The sequence below is a fragment of the Lapidilactobacillus gannanensis genome (assembly GCF_003946675.1).
Classification (GTDB): Bacteria; Bacillota; Bacilli; order Lactobacillales; family Lactobacillaceae; genus Lapidilactobacillus; species Lapidilactobacillus gannanensis.
Window position 1 is genome coordinate 1 of sequence record NZ_RHOT01000029.1, and the last position, 21,198, is coordinate 21,198.

Consider the following 21,198-nt stretch of genomic DNA (forward strand, 5'->3'; position numbering starts at 1 on the left):
TGGTAACTATAAGAATAGGTCTTCATGGCCTTTTTGGTCTAGTCATTTAGGTGTTGCACTTCAATTTTAAATCCGGCTATTAAATTTACTTTATCATAAACTAAAATAAAAACTTATCAACTAAATTAATGAGTACGTTCACTATAAACCTTACTTTTTAATATTAGATTTCTAAAATTTTTAATAAGAAATAAAGTATCAAATATGAGAAACCACTACACTATGTTGGAAGTTATTCGTTTCTTGTATCTCCACACTCTATATCAATTACTACAGAAACATTTATATAGTCCTTAATCACTTTATTTCTAATTTTATCACCCTCACCAGTAAAGACAATATGCTTGTAAAAGTGCTTGAAATAAAGGATTTCTACATATCTGCTCGTTGTAGCAACACAATAGTCTCCACATGTGATGCTTGCCTTGTTTTAATCATACATCACTTATAAATGCCAACATATTACGCTTTGTAACTATTATTTGGACATGAATTTCTATTGTAATCTAACAAAGACGAGTGCTGATTCATCATGTTTAAACACCGTCAATTCCACTACTTTCAATACTTTAGGAACTCAAAAACAGGTAATACATTATAGAAAACTTGATAATTGTTGAGTACACTATAACAATAATTCAAAAAATCAATGCTATAATTTAGTTATTAAATACTACAAGGAGTTAAATAGTAATGAGCAAATATAATATAATCAGTAATTGGAACAGAGCTTCTGAACTCTTTCGTACTCAACAATTTATCCTTAATTTTGCTAAAGAAGATGACCTAGCCAAAATTGAAGAGGTCATCAAGAAGCGTCGAGAAGAACTAGCTAAAAAGTAGTCTAAGAAGTAGTCCAAATAACTAACGCTGACTAATATTCATCTTCTATGTAATACTAAAAGCTTGGCTCGTTAACTTTGGTGGGTTGCAGACTATTTTTAATGAAACATTGCCTTTAAAGTTGCTTGTTTTTTTAGTACATCAGTATTTTACCATCAATGATTGTTAGTAACAAAATTTCCAGAAATATTAGCGTAAAAATCTGCTGCTTGGGGACAACGAAAGCTTGAAGATATTTTTAAATCTATTTCAGACAAAGGATATCCTCAATTACCTTTTATTTCAACATCTTGGAAAACTGGTATGTTTTTTTGAACAGAAAGTGGTTATGATATTCTACACAATAAGAAAAACGAAGTAAGTTATATGCGAGTAAAACCCGGGGACTTTGTAATTTATCTAAGATCATTTCAAGATGGTTTTGCTGCTTCAGAACTTGAAGGAATAACTTCCCCAGCATATACCGTTATTCATTTTGTTGATGATAACCAAGATTTCTATTTTTGGAAGTATATATTTACATCCCTAAAATTTGTAAACAGTCTTGTAAAAGTTGCTTACGAAATTCGCAATGATAGAAGTATCAGTTATTCTGATTTTAAGAATTTAAAATGGTGCTTACCTAATAGAAGAGAACAAAAGTAGATATAGACCTTCTTCACGCAACTTGATTTCCTCATTACCCTTCTAAAAAACCTATACTGTAGCGCGTCAAAAATTATAGGATAAGTTCCGTAATACTATTAGGAAAACAATCAACCAGCTATTATTTCCCGTGTCATTTACTATCAGCACAAAAATCCAGGATGGCTTCACGACTTAAGATGGGCATCATCATGGCTACACACAATAAGAACGTTACTCAACTAACCGATCAAGTCCAGGCTTTACGAAAGCAACGCGAACAGCTACTGCAATAAGAAAACGATCACAACATCAATCTCTCCAACCTGAAGAATATTTAAATCTTCTTCCAAATCTACCAGGGGGCCTCATCAAGTTTAAAAAATGGACCACCTCTTGATAAAAAATCACCATCTTCCAACGCTACATGGAGTTCACGTTTAAAGATGGTGAAGTAATTAGAGTTAATATGTGAGTTTTAGATTATTCAGCACTCAGCTATTTTGGCTGGGTGCTGTTTTTGTAGCTCATTTTTTATTGGAATTAGTTTAGAAATCATCTCTACTTTTAGTCCTTATCTAAGTAAAAGTCTTTTAACCGATAAGTAGTAACGGGTTCAACATAGTAATTGTATTTCGCTACCAGGTCACAGATCTGATCGCCATTAATCAATGTGATAATCCGAGTTCCCTCCCGAGCTGTTTTAACCGCTTCCCTGGTGAAGTCTGAATTAGTAATAAAAATACCAAATTCAGCGTTAAACTTATCCATTGCCCCACGAAACTTATCAATCTCGGGTGCCGACACTTTACCCTGCCATCGCTTAGCTTGCAGTGCAACCCGTGTTGTCCGGTAATCGTCTGAACGAACATAACCAAAACCGTCAATACCACCATCAGCTACATATTGAACCCCTTTTTCATCGTCGACATCTATCCCCATTTTGGTAAGTAACCCACGACAAAAGAATTCGAATTTTTTAGAATTCATCTTCATCAATGCATCCAATAACTGTTGACGCCACGGTTCTTCCATTTCATCTGAATCGTCACTATCTCCAATGTTGGCTTTTTCAGAGTCAGATGCCTTGTTTTGTTTTTGTTTAGTAAGCATCTTTTCAACTATTGGACGAACATCACGGGCACCATCAAAGGAAGACAGTTCAACATTGCGGCCTTTTTCTGATAACTCAAGTAGTCGTCCATCCTGTATAAGATACCCAGTCATGATCAGATATTTAACGGCATAATTAAGTGTCCACGCAAACGGACTGTATTTATTACCTGTCTTTTTAGAAACCTTAATTTTATCTACTTCATCTTCGGAAATGACATTTGAGTTATCGTGAATATCCCGTCGTATTTCTTTTCTGGTAACTTGCCCACCTAATCGATGCATTGATTTAAGTACTTCGTTCATCGTTAGATTTTCAATATTGATTTGTCAATTTGCCATTCTGCTACCTACCTTAATGATCTTCTTTTATTAATATTATACGTCGAGTACACAACTGTCCTGCAAATTTTCTAATTTTCAATCAAAATAAGCAAAATACAATATCGCTTTCGCCCTCTCAACCCTGAGCACCAAATTAGTCTATTTTCGCACCATCTATGTCTGCCTTCATATCAACTTTTACACACATATTCACTACCCTAATCAACACGACCTGCTAAACTGGACATTAGCATACTCGACTATCGAAATAGGACATTGAACACTCGACCTGCTATCCCCAAATAGAAAAAGTGTACTAATTCCAATCCGTACTATACCCCTTAGGGTTGACACCTTAAATAATAAAAGGTGTTAAGTGGTTAGGAAAAACCGCTACCACCCCTACTAAAATGCGTTCCAGATCGACAGGTCCGGCTGTAAGCCAACGGACTTAAGACCCCCAATCCATAAAAAAGCTCCTCGTCACCGGCTCATTTGCCGGTAGTAAGGAGCCTTAGTCTATCCTAGCCTTCTTTCGTGAGAGCTTTTTTCTGCCAACTTCGTTTTCCACATTTCGGGCATTTCATATACCTTGTCCGTCCCCTATGCATCGCAAGAATTGTCTGCCAGTAAGTAGGGACATATCTGTGGTGGCAATTCTGGCATTCATAATAGCCGGCCGTTTGTTCAATCCCCACGGCGATCAAGGCAACCGTAAGGATAATCACGAGTGCAAACCCGGTGAGGAAAATTCGTAGCCAAACCGGTATCTCTATGAATGCCGCCACTAACACCATGGCCAACCCAGCAATCAGAGCTGGATAGGAAAGCCAGTATTCCATCCTAAGCATCTGGCGGTTCTTTTTCTCAACCTCTTGCCTCATCGCCAGCAGGTTTGCCTCTGCCCGTTTGTCATATGCCTCGGTCATAATTCTTTCGCCCGACAGAAGTTCGTTGACGTTAATCTTTAAAAGATCACAAAGCTCCAACATGAGCCCTGAATCAGGCATCGACTTGCCTGTCTCCCATTTTGATATTGCCCGATCACTAATTCCGAGCTTCTCAGCAAGGTTTGCCTGAGTCATGCCCAATTCTTTTCTACAGGATGCTATGAATTTTCCAATTTTGATTTGATCCATATCGGGCCCTCCTTTCATGACTCAAGCATAACTGGAACCATCGTTTTTTTACACAAACTGTAGGTTGAGTCCGCTAAAATCAGATCTTTTCCAAGGCCTTGAGCGTGACTACTCGTCACGCTCAAGGACAGAAACGCTCTCCACATGTGTTGTTTGTGGGAACATATCGACTGGCTGGACTTGATTACCTTGATAGCCACCAGCCGTTAATAACGATAAGTCTCGGGCTAATGTGGCTGGATTACATGAAATATAAACAATTTTCTGCGGTTTAACGGCTAGCACGGCAGCAACGAATTCTGGCGACAAACCTTTACGCGGTGGATCTACGAACAGTACATCCATCTTGACATCAGCAGCAGCCCATTGTGGCATAATTTCTTCCGCCTTGCCAACAGTGAAGTCCATGTTCGTGACCCCATTTAATTGAGCATTATTTTTGGCATCGGCAACTGCTTCAGGCACAACTTCGATCTCACGGACTTGTTTAACTTGATCAGCAACTGAGATACCAATGGTCCCAATTCCAGAATAAGCATCAACTACCACATCAGTTGGTTGCAATTGAGCAGCATCAATGGCAGTTTGATAAAGTCGTTCGGTCTGATCATGGTTCACCTGATAGAAGGACTGAGCAGAGATATGGAACTGATGTCCTAATAATTCATCTTCCAAATATAAATGACCAAAAACCAAACGTTCCTTCACGCCTAAAATAACATTAGTTTTCTTTGGATTGAAGTTAACGATAATGCTGGTGATTTCAGGCAACTGACTGATTTGTTCAACTACTGCTACTTCATTGGGTAAATGACGTTGTTTACTAACTAATACCACCATTTGCTGACCAGTTGCTTGGGCACGACGAACCATAATATGGCGTAAAGTCCCCTTACCTGTGGTTTCATCATAAGCAGGCACTTGGTATTCCCGAAGAATATCCCGAATGCTTTGAATCGTTTGATCAATTCTAGGATCTTGAATTAAGAAATCAGTCATCGGAATCAAATCATGCGAACGTTGACGATAGAAACCAGTTTGCAAAACGCCGGCGACCATTTTGACTGGCACTTGTGCTTTATTACGATAACCAGTTTCCTTAGGTGCTGCTAAGGTTGGTTGAACCTGCCAATCTAAATGAAATTTAGCCAGTGAGTTAACCACCTGCTCTTGCTTAAACTTTAATTGGGCTGAGTAGGCCAGGTGAGCTAAGGGGGCAATACCTGTTTGTAAATAATTGCGGGTATCAGCCGGAACTCGATCAGGACTCTCAGTGACAATTTTCAAAAGACGTCCAAAGCCGTAATGAGCATTAACTTTAGTTACTTGAAATTCGATTTCCTCGCTAGTTAGCGCGTTAGCCACAAAAATCGGATAATCCTGTCCAACTTTAACGACACCCATTGCCTCATAAGTTAAATCGGCCACGGTACCACTTAAACGTTGGCCTTTAGTTACTGGTGCTGTAAATTTTGCCACTTTATTTCTCCATTCTCTCTGTAAAAAAACTTGTTGACTAGCAAATGCCAACCAACAAGTTTACCAATAATCACAACTTTAATTTTCTGGGGTATGATCAATTTGCTCATCATTAGAAAGTGCTTGCCGCGGAATTTCATCAACGTTAGCAAACATTTCAATATGTTGGCGTAAATTAACGAAAGTCATCGGCGCAACACCGCCAAACTCGCCGTCAAGATTGATTTTCATTTCTTCACCATGAACTGTGCGAGCAACTACTTTTCGAGTCTTCGTATAAATAATATTCGGATCATTCACATGGCGACCACCATTTAGGACCATCGTCATCAAACGCAAAATTTCGGCAGGATTGCCAGTTTTGACAACAATTAAGGCAAAATTACCATCATCCAAGGACGCATCAGGTGCAATTTGTTCCATGCCCCCAACAGAATTGGTTAGCCCCAGTAGGAACATTGAGGCCGGCCCTTCATAAACACCATCATCATACTGAATTTTCATATCCACGGGCCGAATTCGCGGCAACATCTCGGCACCCTTCAACACGTAAGCCAAGTAGCCTAGTACTGATTTAAATTCAGACGGGACATCATAAGTCAATTCAGTCATAAAACCGCCACCGGCAATATTCATGAAATACTTCTCATTAGCTTGGCCGATATCCATTTTAACAGTCTGGTGTTTTAAAATAACCTTGGCTGCTTCAACCGGATCTTCTCGGGGGATTTTTAACGCTCGCGCATAATCATTAGTTGTTCCCGCTGGGATAATCGCCATTTTAGGACGATGTTTTAATGGTGCGATTCCGTTAACAACCTCGTTAATCGTCCCATCACCACCAGCAGCTAAAATTAAATCAAAGCCAGCACGAGCAGCTCGCTCGGCTTCTTTTTCTGCAGAAAAAGCGGCTGGGGTTGTTTGAAAAGCGCTGGCTTCATAACCGGCCTGCTCTAAAACATTTAAAATTTCCCCCACACTCCGTAACATAGTTTCATGTCCTGATGTCGGATTATAGATCAGACGCGCACGCATCTTCATTAAACCAACCTACTTTCTACTATCGTTTATTTAATTCACCCATTAAGATTTGGTTAACCACTTTAGGATTGGCCTTACCATGAGTTTGTTTCATGATTTGACCGACTAAGAAACCAACAGCCCGGTCTTTACCATTCTTGAAATCTTCAATTGACTGTTGATTATCATCAAGAATTGCTGTAATAACCGGTGTCAAAATAGTGGGATCAGATTCCTGAACTAAGCCCTTCGCTTCAACCCAAGCCTTAGGTTCAGTCCCCTTCTTGATTGTTTCTTGGAAAACCTTCTTGGCAATTTTCGATGAAATCGTGCCATCTTTGATTAATTGAATCATCGTTGCTAAATTAGCTGGTGTTAATTGTGTTTGTGCTAAATCAAGTTTATTAGCATTCAAATAAGCATTGACTTCACCCATCAACCAGTTGGACGCCAGCTTAGGATCAGCCCCATCAGTAATTGATTCCTCAAAGAAATCAGACATTTCTTTGGTATCCGTTAAAATACCAGCGTCATATTCAGGAATACCTAATTCATTAACATAGCGTTCCCGCCGTTTTTCAGGCATTTCGGGAATTTGTCCAGCAATTTCGTTGATCCAATCATCACTGATTGAAAATGGCGGTAAATCAGGTTCTGGGAAGTAACGATAATCATCGGAGCCTTCCTTCACCCGCATCAGAATTGTTTCACCAGAAGCTTCGTCAAAGCGACGAGTCTCCGGACGGACTTGACCACCGGACATTAAGACTTCTGCCTGCCGTTTTTCTTCATAAGCCAAGCCTAAACGGACGTGATTAAAGGAGTTCAAGTTCTTTAATTCGGCTTTAGTTCCTAATTTTTCAGCGCCAATTGGTCTGATAGAAATATTGGTATCAACTCGCATTGATCCTTCTTCCATCTTAACATCAGAAGCACCAGTAAACTGAATCGTCTTTCTCAATTGCTCCAAATAAGCATAAGCTTCTTCAGGCGAATTCATATCGGCTTTAGAAACAATTTCAATCAACGGCGTGCCCTGACGGTTCAAATCGACGTATGAATAACCGTCGTCACCGTGGGTATTTTTACCGGCATCTTCTTCAACGTGCATTTCTTCAATACCGATTTTTTTCTTGACACCGTTAACTTCAATTTCCAGCCAACCATTACGTGCTAAAGGTTGTTCAAACTGTGTAATCTGATAAGCTTTCGGATTATCAGGGTAGAAATAATTCTTCCGGTCAAAATGAGTTTCCTTAGTCACATCAGCATGTAATGCTAAAGCAACCATAATGCCTAAGCGATAAGCTTCATGGTTAACTGCTGGTAAGACGCCAGGGAAGCCCCAATCAATCACATTAGTATTAACGTTTGATTCAGCACCATAAGCGACAGGTGCAGGACTGAACATTTTTGTTTTTGTTTTTAATTCAACATGGACTTCCAAGCCAATTGTGGTTTCAAAATTCATTACGCATTACCTCCTTTGAAGCTAGGTTTCTCAAGATAATACTGATTCATTTCTTCAAAGGCACTAGCAGCACGGAAAATGGTTCCTTCATCAAAGCGCTTAGCAATCATCTGCATGCCCACTGGTAACCCAGCGGCATTAAACCCAGCTGGCACTGAAGCAGCCGGTACACCGGCCATATTTGCTGAAATCGTTAAAATATCTTTCATGTATAACGTGATTGGGTCAGCAACATTCGCACCAATTAGAAATGGCGTATCAGGTGCCGTTGGTCCAACAATTAAATCATGAGTTTTTAGAATTTCTTCAAAATCTTGCTTAATTAAAGTCCGAACTTTAGCCGCCTTATTGAAATAAGCATCATAGTAGCCAGAAGATAATGCAAAAGTCCCTAACATAATCCGCCGTTTCACTTCAGGGCCAAAGCCTTCAGAACGCGTGCGAACATAGACGTCAGTTAAGTTTTTAACATCTTCAGCACGGAATCCGTAACGAATCCCATCAAATCGTTGTAAATTCGAAGAAGCTTCACTGGAAGCTAAAACATAATAAGCAGGCACTGCATATTTCGTATGAGGCAATTGTACATGATCAACAATCGCACCTTGTTCAACCAATTGCTTGATGCCTTTTTCAACTTGAGCTTTAACATCATCAGCAATCCCTTGACCGAAGAACTCATCAGGAACAGCAATCTTCAGGCCCTTAATATCTTGACCAATAAATTGACTGAAATCAGGAACTGGGCGTTGAGAACTTGTACTGTCCTTGCCATCATGACCACTCATGACAGTTAAGAATGGTGCTGCGTCCTTGACCCGACGAGTCATAACTCCTAATTGATCAAAGCTTGAGCCAAAGGCAATCAGACCCCAACGAGAAACACGACCATAAGTTGGTTTAAGGCCAAAAATACCATTATATGCAGAAGGTTGTCGAATGGAACCACCAGTATCACTACCAAAGGCCGCCAAAACATCACCGGCAGCAACTGCGGCTGCAGAACCACCTGATGAACCACCAGGAACACGGCTTAAGTCCCAAGGATTATGAGTTGGTTTAAAATAAGATGATTCAGTTGATGACCCCATGGCAAACTCATCCATATTAGTCTTACCAACATTGATTGTCCCAGCAGCTTCTAATTTCTCAACAATCGTGGCGTCATAAACTGGATTAAAGTTGTCAAGAATATGACTAGCAGCAGTTGTTCGCACACCCTTCGTCACAATATTATCTTTGTAAGCAACTGGAATCCCTGCTAATAGATTATCAGCAGGAATGCCCTCAGCATCTAACTTCTCAGCAGCTGCCAAGGCCTTCTTCTGATTCGTGGTAATAAAGGCATTCAATTGTGATTCATGTTCATCAATAGTCGCCATTGTACTTTTGACCAAGTCAACGGCTGTCAATTCATGATTGACCAACTGCTGATGCAAGCTATGCAAATCAGTTTCTAAATAGTTCATGCGTCAGCCTCCCCTTTATCAATAATCGAAGGCACTTTAATTAAGCCATCTTTACTTTCTGGTACGTTTTGTAAAAGTTCATCCCGTGATGGCCCGTCAGTCACAGGAACGTCGTCACGAAATACATTTTCCGTGTCAGTTAGTTGTGTTGTTGGTGCAACCCCGTCTGTTGGTACTTCTGCTAAGGCGTGTTCCATCACAATAATCTGATCCAATTGGGTCGTGAAATGCGCTAATTCAGCGTCTGTAAAAGACAAACGAGCTAATTCAGCCACATGTGCAACTTGATCTTTAGATATCATTCGCCAAATGTCCTCCATTCGTTTTAAAACAAGATTCATTCTATGCTTATTTTATCATTTAACGCTTAGTGAAAAAACCAGAAAAGCTAGTAACTACTAAAAACATGACTATAAAAATCTTTTTCGCCGCTGTCACGGTTCAGAAAAGCCTGCATACCACCAACTGAAGATATCGTTATTTCAATTGGTACATTGGCTGGTAAATAACGAGAAGCTGCAGTGCCAACGTATTGCGTAAAGCTACGGATTTCATTTTCACCAAAAAACTGGGTTGTGATTTTAATCTTCATACCTTTAAGCGAATCATTCTCATAATGAACCTGCGCGGTTACGCCGCTTAAATTTGGAAAGAATGATTGAATTTTTGATTTAAAGTTATTAAAGGAATCACTATCGCCACCATTGATTGCTTTTTCGTTATTTACAACTGGTAAAACACCGTTCTCCTGTTTCAACGACGTCCAGTCAGACAAAGTCGTTCCTGACTTACTAACTGCTTGCGCAAAATAAGTACCACCCACTAAACTATCATTAGCGGCCTGTTCATACAAGCCAAAAACAATCGTAACATTAGCAAGTTCTTTTTTCTGGCGTAAGCGGGCTAAAATCTTTTGGGCCATTTCTTTGCCCTGCTTTTCTTGGTCCGCACGAGAAATAGTCGTTTTGAAAGTAGCACCATATTGGACTTTTTGATAATAGTCAGTCGAATTCATCCCTAAGCCAATGGCCATGCCATCAAGCTTATAAGTGCTACCACTATGAACTAAATAATCCTGCTCAAGAATTTGTTGCAAATAAATTGGGGCTCGCTTATTTGAATCGGTTTGTTTATTATCTTCCGGATTTAAACCATCAGCATTGCTACTCGACTTCCGTTTAAGCCAACTATTGGCAGTTGTCCGGGCAATATATTGACCTTCCTGAAAAGCATATTTGTCAGGTGAAAATTGTTGTTTGCTAATCGTCGTCAGGCCATCTTCAAAACTAGCAACATTAAAATTATTACTATTCTGATCGACAGTCAGACCTCGAGAACTACTAACTTTATATTTGCCGTCGCTTAACAAAGCACTGTATTGACTACCATCAGTTGTCCCCGTAATCTGATAAGCAGCAGACTTACTAGAAGCAGTATTACTACTAGTGTTGCCACTTAAATCGGCGTTTTGTAAGTTACCACAGGCAGTTAAGAAAATCCCTATCAAGCCCATGAGTAAAAGTAATCCTTTTTTACTCGTGAATCGCATTATTTCACCTCATCAAGATATTGGTCCAGTTCTGTTTCTGCCAAAACAGGTATCGCCAGTTGCCGCGCCTTGGTTAGCTTACTACCAGCGTCTTCACCAACAATCAGATAATCTGTTTTTTTAGAAACTGAACCGACAATGTGTGCGCCTAAATCAGTTAGCTGCTGACTTAACTCACTACGAGTATAATGAGCTAATTTACCAGTTAACACAATAGTTTTATCTTTAAAGAAATTATCTTTAACAGTGGTTGTGCTGCCCAAATAATCAAAGTTGACCCCAACTGCTCGTAATTCTTGAATCAATTCCTGAACCTGAGCATTGGCAAAATAAGTTGTTAGACTATCGCCAATTGTGGGACCAATTGTTTTAATTGCAGTGATTTCTTCGGCAGAAGCCATCATTAAGTTCTCTAAATTGCCAAATGCAGCCAATAATAAGCGGGCCGCTTTGGCACCGACATTGCGCACACCCAATCCAAATAATAAGCGTTCTGCTGAGTTTTGTTTCGAGTTAGCAATCGCATTTAATAAATTATTAATGGATTTCTCTTTAAACTTGTCTAAATCAGCTAAATCAGTAGCCGTTAATTTATATAAATCAGCGACATCCTTCACTAAATGACGATCATACAATTGGGTAACAACTTTGGGACCTAAGCCAGTAATATCCATTGCATCCCGAGAAGCAAAATGAATCAACCCTTCCTTAACTTGTGCTGGACACATTGGATTAACACAGCGCAAGGCAACTTCGTCAGCCAAGTGGATCAGCTTTGACCCACATGAAGGACACGTTGTTGGCACTTCATAAGGCTGACTAGTAAGTGGTCGTTTTCCCAAAACCACTTGCGAAACTTCCGGAATAATATCGCCAGCCTTATGAATTAAGACGGTGTCACCTAAACGAACATCTTTCTCACGCAATAAATCGACGTTATGTAACGTCGCTCGAGCAACTGTTGTCCCCGCCAAACTAACAGGATCCATCACCGCAGTAGGTGTTACCACGCCAGTTCGACCAACCGTCCATTCAATATCGCGGACAATCGTATGCGCTTCTTCAGGTGGAAACTTATAAGCAATCTCCCAGCGCGGCACTTTAACGGTATTGCCTAATTCTGCTTGTAAACTAAGTTGATTGATTTTTAAAACAACACCGTCAATTCCGTAAGGCAATTCATCTCGTTGTGCCTGATAACGTTGAATATAATCATCAATTTGCTGTAAGTCAGTTGCTACCATTGACTCAGGATTAACATGAAAACCCCACTCTTGCAGTTGTTTCAATGCTTCAGCTTGAGTTGTAACGCCATAGCGGTCAGCATTAACAATGGTATAAATAAATGTGTCCAACTGACGCTCCTTAGTCACGCGGGAATTTAATTGACGCAAGCTGCCCGCCGCCGCATTCCGCGGATTGGCAAAGACTGCTTCGCCGTTATTATCCCGCTCACGATTCAGTTTTTCAAAAGAAGCTTTTGGCATATAACACTCGCCGCGAACTTCCAAGTCAATTGGTACCGCCAATGTTTGTGGGATCGACGCCACTGTACGTAAATTAGCAGTCACATCCTCACCAATTGAACCATCACCGCGAGTTGACCCCAAAACTAGTTTGCCAGCTTCATAGCGTAATGAAATCGCTAGACCATCAATTTTAAGTTCAACATTATAGGTAGTTGTTTGCTGGATTGCCTTCTGCATGCGACTATCAAAACTTGCAAGTTCGTCTAGTGAGAAGACATCTCCCATCGACAGCATTGGCAACTGATGGCTAACTTTAGTGAAGCCCGCCAAAACAGTCCCACCAACTTGCTGCGTTGGTGAATCCGCAGTTACTAGTTGCGGAAAGGCTTGCTCCAATTCTTGCAGTTGGCGATATTGATCATCGTAGACTGAGTCCTCAACCAATGGGGCATCCTGCGTGTAATAAGCCTGCGCATAACGCCGTAACTGTTGCCGTAATTCGCCAACTGTTGTCGTGGCATCTGCAAGTGAATAATCCTTAATTGGTTTTGGTAATGGCATAACGACTTCCTTCTTTCTTAAACTAATTTAATAACTAGCTTTTTACGACTGACTCACTTTTTTGATTGGTGCGAAAACAGCCATCAGATGTTTCACCCCAATTTCTGGAAAAGCAATTGCGAGTTCAATATCATCACCATTTTGATCAACCTGAACTACCGTACCACGTCCCCACGCACGATGTTCTACTAAATCACCAACCTGCCAGCTAACCTGTTCAGCACCAACGGCACCAGTGGCTTTTTTAGCTTGTGGTGCATGGTAGGTCGAAGCTGTTCCTTGAGCCATTTGCCGTTGACGCCGGCCTGATTGACCAACCTGATCAAATGGATACTGCTGCTCCTCTTGCGCAACTGGTTCAATTACTTCAGGATCAATTTCCGCAATAAATCTTGAGGGCGGATTATTTTGTGGTCGACCATACAACATTCGACCATAAGCATTGGACAAATACAATTCTTTTTGGGCCCGAGTAATACCCACATAGGCAAGCCGCCGCTCTTCTTCCAAAGCATCGTCTTCCATTAACGAACGTGATAATGGGAAAATGCCTTCTTCCATTCCGACTAAGAAAACTACCGGGAACTCCAAACCCTTAGCAGCATGAAGTGTCATTAAAGTGACCTGCTTCAAGTCTTCGCCCAGTTCATCCTGATCAGAAGTTAAAGCGAGATCAGCAATAAAATCAATCAAAGGTTGACTATCATTATCTTCAGGCTGATAACTATCATCAAATTGTTGCGTAACGGTCAAGAATTCAGCCAAGTTTTCCAGCCGGGTTTCTGCTTCAACTGTTTTCTGAATTTCAAGACTAGCTTGGTAACCACTTTTTTCTAATAAACGTTTGGTTAATTCGGTCATTGATAAATTAGCTGTTTCCGCATTCAAAGCATAAATCAACTGGGCAAAGTCCAGTAATTTCGTTCGCGAGCGCGCAGGTAAAGCTGATAATTCAATATTCTTAGCTGCTGCCAGTAGCGACCAGTCATGCTCGTCTGCAAATTCTTGCAATTTGCCAATTGTACCGGCACCCAACCCTCGTTTAGGCTCATTGACCACCCGATTAAAGCTCATCGAGTCATCGGGATTGGCAACTAGCCGCAAATAAGCTAGCACATCGCGAATTTCTTTACGATCGTAGAACTTGTGGCCACCGACAATCTTATAAGGAATGCTTGCTTTCATAAGTCGATCTTCAAAAATCCGTGATTGGGCATTAGTCCGATAAAGAATCGCAAAATCACCATAGTTAAATTTTTTGTCTTTAACCTCTGCTTTAATTTTACTAGTCACAAAGAGGGCTTCATCACTTTCACTTTGCGCCCGATAATAATTAAGTTTCGTTCCTTCAGGATTATCTGTCCACAATTTCTTGGGTTTGCGATAACTATTATGGGCAATTACAGAATTAGCCGCTTGCAAAATATTTTTCGTTGAGCGATAATTTTGCGCTAACAGAATACTTTGCGCATGGGGATAGTCACGTTCAAAGTTCATAATATTGGCCATATTTGCGCCCCGCCAACCATAAATACTCTGATCAGCATCACCCACCACACAAACATTTCGATAAGCCGCACCTAACAACTGTACTAATTGATATTGGGCCTCATTAGTATCCTGATACTCATCCACATGAATATAACGAAACTTCCGCTGATAAAAAGCCAACGTTTCTGGATCTTGATGAAACAAGACAATCGTTTGCATAATCAAATCATCGAAATCAAAAGCCTGATCACGATGTAATTCTTGTTGATAAATTTTATAAACTTGGGCAACGACTTGATCAAAGCCCTTCGCTGCCGTTTGTTCAAACTCCTTAGGTGTTTTTAGATCATTTTTTGCTTGACTGATAGCACCTAAAATTGCCTTAGGATCATATTGCTTTGGATCTAAATTCAACTGCCGAAGAATTCGCTTGATCAATGTCAATTGTTCAGAACTGTCAGCAATCGTAAAAGACCTTGAGTAGCCAATTTTTTCACTCTCACGTCTTAAGATTCGCACACAAAGCGCATGAAAAGTTGATACCCAAACATCATTAGCATCGTCACCTAATAATTTCTGCACCCGCTCACGCATTTCTTTGGCAGCCTTATTGGTAAAAGTAATCGCCAAAATCTGCCATGGTAAAACACCACGTTCCTGAATCAAATAAGCAATTCGGTGAGTTAAGACTCGTGTTTTCCCAGAACCGGCCCCAGCCATAATCAACAAGGGACCCTCAGTTGTTAAAACTGCCTCTTTTTGTTGATCATTTAATCCTGCTAATATACTGGTCGTGCCCATGTTGTCTTCCTTCCCGAAAATCAAAAATTTTCTATTGCCGTTAAGCAAAATAAAGTTATTCTAACAAACAATTATAACAGACATTTGAACTTAAAATGTTACGCTTATTTTACCGCAAAGGGAACAGATGTTTCAAATTTTCATTTACTTCATTAGTAACCTTAAGATGCGGAAATAGAATTGGTTCTGACCGCATTTCGGACTGCCGGTCGTAAAACACGGTGGACAATTGATTTAGTCTTATTGCCGGCAACAATCTCAGATGCGCGTCTGATTCTAATCGCTAAAGCAACAAAAAATAGTTGCGCTCATAAAACTAAAATAGCCTGCGTGATATCTTTCGATTTCATCTCAAAAGATTGTCACACAGGCCTTATAGTCTAATGTACCCTAACCTACCAAACACTCGTGTTCAATTTTGTTCTGCTAATTTCATTTAGCTGACATTGAATAATTGGTGGCTGTCTTTTCAGCACCACTTAAAAATCGATTAAACCTAAAACGAACCCGTTTAGCTCAAAATGCAGTGGCAGTTGGCGGAAACTAATTGGACTTAACTTATTTTAAGCCTAATCGTTTAAAAATCAGATCAACTCGGCGCAAATGCCAATGGTAATCAAATGCGTCATCAAGGTCAGCACTTGATATTTGCGACATCACTTTCGGATCAGCCGCTAATAGCTGTTTAAAATCTTGGCCTTGATCCCAAGCTAAAGCAGTTTTAGCCTGAACTAGATCATATGCTTGTTCCCGACTTAAGCCACTTTCAACTAGTTTAAGCAACACACGCTGACTATAAATCAAGCCGTGCGTGACCTGCATATTCTGCAGCATCCGTTCAGGAAAGACAACCAAATTGGTCAATAAGCGATTGAACCGGGTTAATTGATAATCCATTAACGATGTTGCATCTGGTAAAATAATTCGCTCAACAGAGCTATGGGAAATGTCTCGCTCATGCCACAGACCCACATCTTCTAAGGCTGGAATTTGATACCCACGAATTACCCGAGCCAATCCAGTTAGATTCTCTGACGTAATTGGATTACGCTTATGGGGCATCGCTGAAGATCCCTTCTGTCCTGAAGCAAAGCGTTCTTCGACTTCATGAACTTCAGTCCGTTGTAAATGACGAATCTCTAAAGCAAAACGTTCAATTGAAGTCGCTGTTAAGGCCAAAGCCGTTAAATACTCAGCGTGCAAATCGCGAGGCAACACTTGTGTGGAAATATCCTGAGCTCGTAACCCTAATTTTTTGGTGACATAAGCTTCGATTTCTGGGGGAATATTGGCAAAAGTTCCGACAGCACCACTCATTTTACCAGCTTCAACACCCTTGGCAGCATGTTCAAAACGTTCGATATCACGTTTCAATTCGGCATACCAAGTTGCCAAAACCAACCCAAAAGTTGTTGGTTCGGCATGAACACCATGAGTTCGACCAATCATAACTGTTTGTTCAAATTCTAAAGCGCGTTTTTTAATTGTGGCCAACAAAGCTTGTAAATCAGCACGGATCAAATCATTTGCTTGCTTTAAACGATAACCTTGAGCCGTATCAACGACATCTGTTGAAGTTAAGCCAAAGTGAATCCATTTCCGCTCTGGTCCTAAAGTTTCAGAAACTGCCCGCGTAAAAGCAACCACGTCATGCTTAGTCACTTTTTCTAACTCTTGAACTCGCGCCGTATCAAAACTAGCATTTTTTTGGATCCTCGCTAAATCAACAGCTGGAATTTCACCAAGCTCGGCCCAAGCTTCACAAGCGAAAATTTCAACCTCAAGCCAAGATTGGTATTGATTCTGTAAACTCCATACTTGAGCCATTTCTGGGCGAGTGTAACGTTCAATCATAACTTATTCTCCTTACAATCAACTAACTTCAAAAGCTGGGTTACCATAATTCAGTATTTTCAATTAATTCTAGTAAACTTGCATAATCATTTGCCACGATCGTCGCTTCACCAATCGTTGCATCTGAACTGAGCGGTTGTTGCAAAACCGGCCAAAACATAAATTGCCAATTAACCCGTTTAGGAATTTGTCCAAAAACTTGCGGCTCCAAATTAGCCGGCAATGACAAGAGTGCACCTTCTTGACGCAATACTAGATCAGGCACTGGCCATTCACAGAGATTACGTAAGTGCAGCTCATATTGAGAAAAGTTGGTCACACTGCCATACAAATCGGCTGCTTGATAAGGGCCTGGATAAATACGATTGACAAATAACACACCGGCTTCCGTTTCAAAGAAAGTCACCCCAAGTATGCCTTGATAATCAATCGCCGTAGCAATTTGAGTTGCCACCCGTTGAATTTCTTGGACAATCTCCGGCTGATTTTTTTGATGGGCTAAAGCGCTGTGAAAGTCGCCTTCGTGATAAACCGTTTCTAATACTGGAAAAGTTTGAACTCGTTTTTGAGCGTCTTTGCTAACCATAATCGCAAATTCTTTGGTGTAAGGTACCCATGATTCCAAGATGTAACTTCCGTCAGCCAACTGACCAGGTAACCGTTCCACATCATCATGACTTCGCAAAATATAATGAGAATGAATTCGTCCTAAACCTTTTTGAATTGGCTTTAAGACACAAGGAAATCCTAGAGAATCTACAGCCGAGCGAATATCATCTAAAGTGACTGCCATCGCATAAGGTGCGATATTGATATTGTGATCTTCCAAAAAAGTTTTTTCCAAATAGCGATCCTGAGTCATTGCGAGTAGTTCAGTTCCTTGCGGCAACTTATCTGCAATCTGAGCGTCATTTAAGCTATTGACATTAATCTTCTCATTTTGAAAAATAACAACCTCACTGGCAGCGGCTAATTGACGCAATAGCTTTGTATCAGCGGAAGTGCCGATAATAATTTGATCAGCTTCTTTAGCTGCTAAATCATTGGCATCAGCTACTAATAAATTAACTAAAAAGCCCAATTTGTGAGCAGCTTGGGCCAATTGCCAACTACCTTGACCGCCACCAATAATACCGGTATAAGAACGTGGATAAACAAAACTCATTTGACAATACCTCGATCATTAGAATTGAATTTCGAAAAAAACTCTAGAAAAAATGCAACCGACAGCAACTTAGCCCATTCATTCAACGGTACTAAGCTACAGGTTGCCCCAAAACATCACTATTATTATTCTATCAAATACCAGTACCGAAACCAAATTAGAGAGTGTGAGGAGCGACGCATTTTTGGCGTAGCCTAACTTCGATTATTTGCTTGAGCTGGTGCAACCAGATCGAGCAAATAATCAAGTTAGGCATAGCCATTTGTCGCTCCGAACACGTTTCAATCAGAGTGTGAAGGCTGGTGGTCTTTTGGCGTAGTACAATTTACCAGCCCGAACACATTAATCATCAGAAGCAGCTACAAAAACGACCTGACCATCTTCAAAGGCCTTGATTCTTGCCAATGATTCTGTTCGAATCCCTCGAGCATCTAATAATTGACGACCCTTTTGGAAAGTCTTTTCAATGACGATCCCCACGCCCTCCAGCTGTGCATGTGCTGCATCAATAATATCAATCAAGCCTTCAACCGCCTGACCATTAGCCAGGAAATCATCAATAATCAGAACACGATCATCAGCACTGAGAAACTTCTGCGAAATTGAAATTTCATTACTGACTTTTTTGGTATACGAATAAACTGTCGCTGTATATAAATCATTTTTTAAAGTTAACGACTTATGTTTCCGTGCAAAGACAACTGGCACTTTCAGCATTAAGCCAGCCATGACTGCCGGCGCAATTCCTGACGATTCCACTGTTAAAATTTTGGTAATTGGCTGATCTGCAAATAGTCGCTTAAACTCCGCCCCAATAGCATACATTAATTGGGGATCAATTTGGTGATTTAAGAAATTATCAACTTTAAGAACATTTCCATCCAACACTTGACCATCTTGACGAATTTTATCTTCTAATTCACGCATGTGAACCCTCCACTGCAATTTTTATAATTAGGCTTAACATAGCACAACCTAGCGATGCTGACAATTATTGCTTCATTAAATTGGCAAATCAACAGCCTACTGATCATACTTAGTTAACTGATAAGTTTCCACCAATTCAATAATTTTACTAGCATAATCAGGATCAGTTGCGTAGCCATCAGTTTCCAAGGCCTTCGCTGCTTCACGATAATCCTTCGCTGCTAAAAAATGTTGATATTGCTGGGGATTCCAGGTCGTGCCCCGCGTAAATAACTGGGCATGATCTTGAATCGATTCAGCATATGATTGATAAACTCGGAAGCGTGCCGTAATCGTTTGCCATTTTCCATTAACGTATTCTTGGGTGGTTAACTCTTGGGTGTTATTAGGATCTGAACCCTTAACCCCAAATAAATTATTATACTTTTGGCTCAAACTACTCTTCCCCCAATTACTTTCCAAGATTGCTTGTGCAATGGTCACACTCGGCAAGACATGAGTTGAGCTTTGTAATTGAACTGCTTCAGGCGCCACACGGCCAATAAAAGCTTGTTTTTCTTTCTGAACAGCAGCTTCTGATGACGACACTGCAGCCGCCTCCTCTTGAGCAGTATGTTGTTGCCAACGATCATAAGTTAAAACAAAAATTAGACCCACGGCAAAAACAACCGCGACCGTCCAGAAAAAACCATTTAAATCAATAAATTGACGTTGTTTTTTTGGTCGTCGTGAACTTAAACGCCGTCGTTTATGTTGTTTTGAATAACGCGAATAAGCCAAATTATCGCTCCTTATTTCTTAAACAAGCCAATCAATTAATCAGCCAAATCTCCACAAGCATCATTAAAATTTTGTCACAGGTTGTCGGAACATAATCATGTCCTGTAATGGCAAGCCGTCAACCACAATTGGCATCTGATATTCTTTGAAAAAATTAGGCCGAATCTGATAAAAACGAAAGCCATTATGTAAATAAAAACTTAAATTAGCTAAATCAGTATCGCCAGTTCCCACCAGCAAATACGCTTGGTCATTTTGCTGAGCCATTAAAAGGACCAAACGAATCAAGATACTGCCCAATCCTTGACCTTGAGCTGCAGGAGTAACCGCAATATTCATAATTTCCCAGGTGTCAACTGCACGCTGTTGAACGGCAACTTCCGCCAGAAAATGTTGCTTACGATCGTGGATTGCCCAGTAGCGACAGCGTGACTGATAACGAGCCAACATTTTCGGATCTTCATCAGCTAGTAATAGTAAATCTGCTAATGACACTTGTGCCTGTTGCGCAGTTAATTCAACTATTCTTAATTCTTTTGGCAACGCCAAGCTTTGTTCAAGCATCATCTCATCCTCCAATCACAGCAACACAACTTACAATTGTTATTGTTTATCATAACAAAAAAGGACCGGCAATATGCCGATCCAAAAAACTTTTTAATTTAAATTAAAATTAGTCTTTGTTAACGTTAACAGCTTGAGGTCCACGTTCGCTTTCTTCGATGTCGAAAGTAACGCCTTGGCCTTCTTCAAGAGTCTTGTAGCCGTCGCCTTGGATAGCTGAGAAATGTACGAATACATCGCTACCATCTTCGCGAGTGATAAAGCCATAACCTTTTTCTGCGTTAAACCATTTTACTGTTCCGTGTTCCATTAGAACGTTTCCTCCTTGGGGATACTTATATTTGTTTGTATTTCTGTGTGGTACTTTTGGAAGAAAGTCTATGCGAACAATCGAACCAATACCATTCAAAAAGTACAACTCTTATACTATCATGTAGGTAATATAAAAACAAGCGTTTCGGTCAAAAAAAGTGTGATATTTCTCAATATATCAATAACTAAAGCGCTGCCATGGTATCGAGCTGTATAGTTAACTGGACTTATGATTATCATTGT

At 40.3% G+C, this 21,198-nt stretch carries 17 protein-coding genes and 1 pseudogene; 2 read left to right on the forward strand and 16 right to left on the reverse strand.

What is annotated here, in order from left to right; genetic code table 11:
• The first annotated feature begins 693 nt into the window (after nucleotides 1-693).
• Both EKM81_RS11210 and EKM81_RS11600 read left to right on the forward strand, forming a co-directional pair.
• Entirely contained in the window at nucleotides 694-843 is a 150-nt protein-coding gene (locus EKM81_RS11210) for a hypothetical protein (protein ID WP_164509265.1), read from the forward strand.
• 1,027 nt (nucleotides 844-1,870) lie between these two features.
• Nucleotides 1,871-1,942, forward strand: a pseudogene (locus tag EKM81_RS11600) (preprotein translocase subunit TatB); the annotation flags it as partial.
• A gap of 92 nt (nucleotides 1,943-2,034) precedes the next feature.
• Here EKM81_RS11600 and EKM81_RS08245 read toward each other — a convergent pair.
• The 16 genes from EKM81_RS08245 to EKM81_RS08320 all read right to left on the reverse strand — a co-directional run bounded on the left by EKM81_RS08245 (nucleotide 2,035) and on the right by EKM81_RS08320 (nucleotide 20,953).
• A complete protein-coding gene (locus EKM81_RS08245; RefSeq protein WP_164509266.1) occupies nucleotides 2,035-2,886 on the reverse strand; it encodes a restriction endonuclease in 852 nt (283 codons plus the stop codon).
• A gap of 542 nt (nucleotides 2,887-3,428) precedes the next feature.
• Nucleotides 3,429-4,043, reverse strand: coding sequence for a helix-turn-helix domain-containing protein (locus tag EKM81_RS08250; protein ID WP_125650650.1), 615 nt, complete (start codon nucleotides 4,041-4,043; stop codon nucleotides 3,429-3,431).
• A gap of 108 nt (nucleotides 4,044-4,151) precedes the next feature.
• A complete protein-coding gene (rlmD, locus tag EKM81_RS08255) occupies nucleotides 4,152-5,522 on the reverse strand; it encodes a 23S rRNA (uracil(1939)-C(5))-methyltransferase RlmD (protein ID WP_225420223.1) in 1,371 nt (456 codons plus the stop codon).
• Between the two features lie 78 nt (nucleotides 5,523-5,600).
• Nucleotides 5,601-6,563 (reverse strand): diacylglycerol kinase, encoded by a 963-nt coding sequence (locus EKM81_RS08260; protein WP_125650652.1) that lies wholly within the window; start codon nucleotides 6,561-6,563, stop codon nucleotides 5,601-5,603.
• Between the two features lie 19 nt (nucleotides 6,564-6,582).
• A complete protein-coding gene (gatB, locus tag EKM81_RS08265) occupies nucleotides 6,583-8,013 on the reverse strand; it encodes an Asp-tRNA(Asn)/Glu-tRNA(Gln) amidotransferase subunit GatB (RefSeq protein ID WP_125650653.1) in 1,431 nt (476 codons plus the stop codon).
• Complete coding sequence (gatA, locus tag EKM81_RS08270) at nucleotides 8,013-9,482, reverse strand: Asp-tRNA(Asn)/Glu-tRNA(Gln) amidotransferase subunit GatA (RefSeq protein WP_125650655.1); 1,470 nt, start codon at nucleotides 9,480-9,482, stop codon at nucleotides 8,013-8,015. Before gatA ends, gatB begins: the two co-directional genes overlap by 1 nt.
• Nucleotides 9,479-9,784: an Asp-tRNA(Asn)/Glu-tRNA(Gln) amidotransferase subunit GatC gene (gene gatC, locus EKM81_RS08275; protein WP_125650657.1), complete on the reverse strand. Its 306-nt coding sequence runs from the start codon at nucleotides 9,782-9,784 to the stop codon at nucleotides 9,479-9,481. Before gatC ends, gatA begins: the two co-directional genes overlap by 4 nt.
• A gap of 86 nt (nucleotides 9,785-9,870) precedes the next feature.
• Nucleotides 9,871-11,031, reverse strand: a complete 1,161-nt coding sequence (locus EKM81_RS08280; RefSeq protein ID WP_125650659.1) for a CamS family sex pheromone protein — start codon at nucleotides 11,029-11,031, stop codon at nucleotides 9,871-9,873.
• Nucleotides 11,031-13,061, reverse strand: coding sequence for an NAD-dependent DNA ligase LigA (gene ligA, locus EKM81_RS08285; protein ID WP_125650661.1), 2,031 nt, complete (start codon nucleotides 13,059-13,061; stop codon nucleotides 11,031-11,033). The genes EKM81_RS08280 and ligA overlap by 1 nt, the downstream gene beginning before the upstream one ends.
• 42 nt (nucleotides 13,062-13,103) lie before the next feature.
• Nucleotides 13,104-15,353, reverse strand: a complete 2,250-nt coding sequence (pcrA, locus tag EKM81_RS08290; RefSeq protein WP_125650664.1) for a DNA helicase PcrA — start codon at nucleotides 15,351-15,353, stop codon at nucleotides 13,104-13,106.
• A gap of 558 nt (nucleotides 15,354-15,911) precedes the next feature.
• Nucleotides 15,912-17,207, reverse strand: coding sequence for an adenylosuccinate lyase (purB, locus tag EKM81_RS08295; protein ID WP_125650666.1), 1,296 nt, complete (start codon nucleotides 17,205-17,207; stop codon nucleotides 15,912-15,914).
• Nucleotides 17,208-17,247: 40 nt separating this feature from the next.
• The gene (locus EKM81_RS08300; protein ID WP_125650668.1) at nucleotides 17,248-18,372 is read right to left on the reverse strand and encodes an ATP-grasp domain-containing protein; all 1,125 of its coding nucleotides are present in this window, start codon (nucleotides 18,370-18,372) and stop codon (nucleotides 17,248-17,250) included.
• A gap of 342 nt (nucleotides 18,373-18,714) precedes the next feature.
• Nucleotides 18,715-19,299 (reverse strand): xanthine phosphoribosyltransferase, encoded by a 585-nt coding sequence (locus EKM81_RS08305; RefSeq protein ID WP_125650670.1) that lies wholly within the window; start codon nucleotides 19,297-19,299, stop codon nucleotides 18,715-18,717.
• A gap of 96 nt (nucleotides 19,300-19,395) precedes the next feature.
• Nucleotides 19,396-20,001 (reverse strand): glycoside hydrolase family 73 protein, encoded by a 606-nt coding sequence (locus tag EKM81_RS08310; protein WP_125650691.1) that lies wholly within the window; start codon nucleotides 19,999-20,001, stop codon nucleotides 19,396-19,398.
• A gap of 141 nt (nucleotides 20,002-20,142) precedes the next feature.
• On the reverse strand, nucleotides 20,143-20,646 hold the full coding sequence (locus tag EKM81_RS08315; RefSeq protein ID WP_125650672.1) for a GNAT family N-acetyltransferase: 504 nt from the start codon (nucleotides 20,644-20,646) through the stop codon (nucleotides 20,143-20,145).
• A 106-nt stretch (nucleotides 20,647-20,752) separates the two neighbouring features.
• The gene (locus tag EKM81_RS08320) at nucleotides 20,753-20,953 is read right to left on the reverse strand and encodes a cold-shock protein (RefSeq protein WP_125650674.1); all 201 of its coding nucleotides are present in this window, start codon (nucleotides 20,951-20,953) and stop codon (nucleotides 20,753-20,755) included.
• Nucleotides 20,954-21,198 lie beyond the last annotated feature (245 nt).

Coding starts and splice junctions, on each gene's coding strand:
- purB (WP_125650666.1), bottom strand. CDS start 17,207: ATGATTGAACGTTACACTCGCCCAGAAATGGCTCAAGTATGGAGTTTA.
- ligA (WP_125650661.1), bottom strand. CDS start 13,061: ATGCCATTACCAAAACCAATTAAGGATTATTCACTTGCAGATGCCACG.
- gatC (WP_125650657.1), bottom strand. CDS start 9,784: ATGATATCTAAAGATCAAGTTGCACATGTGGCTGAATTAGCTCGTTTG.
- EKM81_RS08315 (WP_125650672.1), bottom strand. CDS start 20,646: ATGATGCTTGAACAAAGCTTGGCGTTGCCAAAAGAATTAAGAATAGTT.
- EKM81_RS08245 (WP_164509266.1), bottom strand. CDS start 2,886: ATGAACGAAGTACTTAAATCAATGCATCGATTAGGTGGGCAAGTTACC.
- gatA (WP_125650655.1), bottom strand. CDS start 9,482: ATGAACTATTTAGAAACTGATTTGCATAGCTTGCATCAGCAGTTGGTC.
- EKM81_RS08300 (WP_125650668.1), bottom strand. CDS start 18,372: ATGAGTTTTGTTTATCCACGTTCTTATACCGGTATTATTGGTGGCGGT.
- EKM81_RS08320 (WP_125650674.1), bottom strand. CDS start 20,953: ATGGAACACGGAACAGTAAAATGGTTTAACGCAGAAAAAGGTTATGGC.
- EKM81_RS08250 (WP_125650650.1), bottom strand. CDS start 4,043: ATGGATCAAATCAAAATTGGAAAATTCATAGCATCCTGTAGAAAAGAA.
- EKM81_RS08280 (WP_125650659.1), bottom strand. CDS start 11,031: ATGCGATTCACGAGTAAAAAAGGATTACTTTTACTCATGGGCTTGATA.
- EKM81_RS08305 (WP_125650670.1), bottom strand. CDS start 19,299: ATGCGTGAATTAGAAGATAAAATTCGTCAAGATGGTCAAGTGTTGGAT.
- EKM81_RS11210 (WP_164509265.1), top strand. CDS start 694: ATGAGCAAATATAATATAATCAGTAATTGGAACAGAGCTTCTGAACTC.
- pcrA (WP_125650664.1), bottom strand. CDS start 15,353: ATGGGCACGACCAGTATATTAGCAGGATTAAATGATCAACAAAAAGAG.
- EKM81_RS08260 (WP_125650652.1), bottom strand. CDS start 6,563: ATGAAGATGCGTGCGCGTCTGATCTATAATCCGACATCAGGACATGAA.
- gatB (WP_125650653.1), bottom strand. CDS start 8,013: ATGAATTTTGAAACCACAATTGGCTTGGAAGTCCATGTTGAATTAAAA.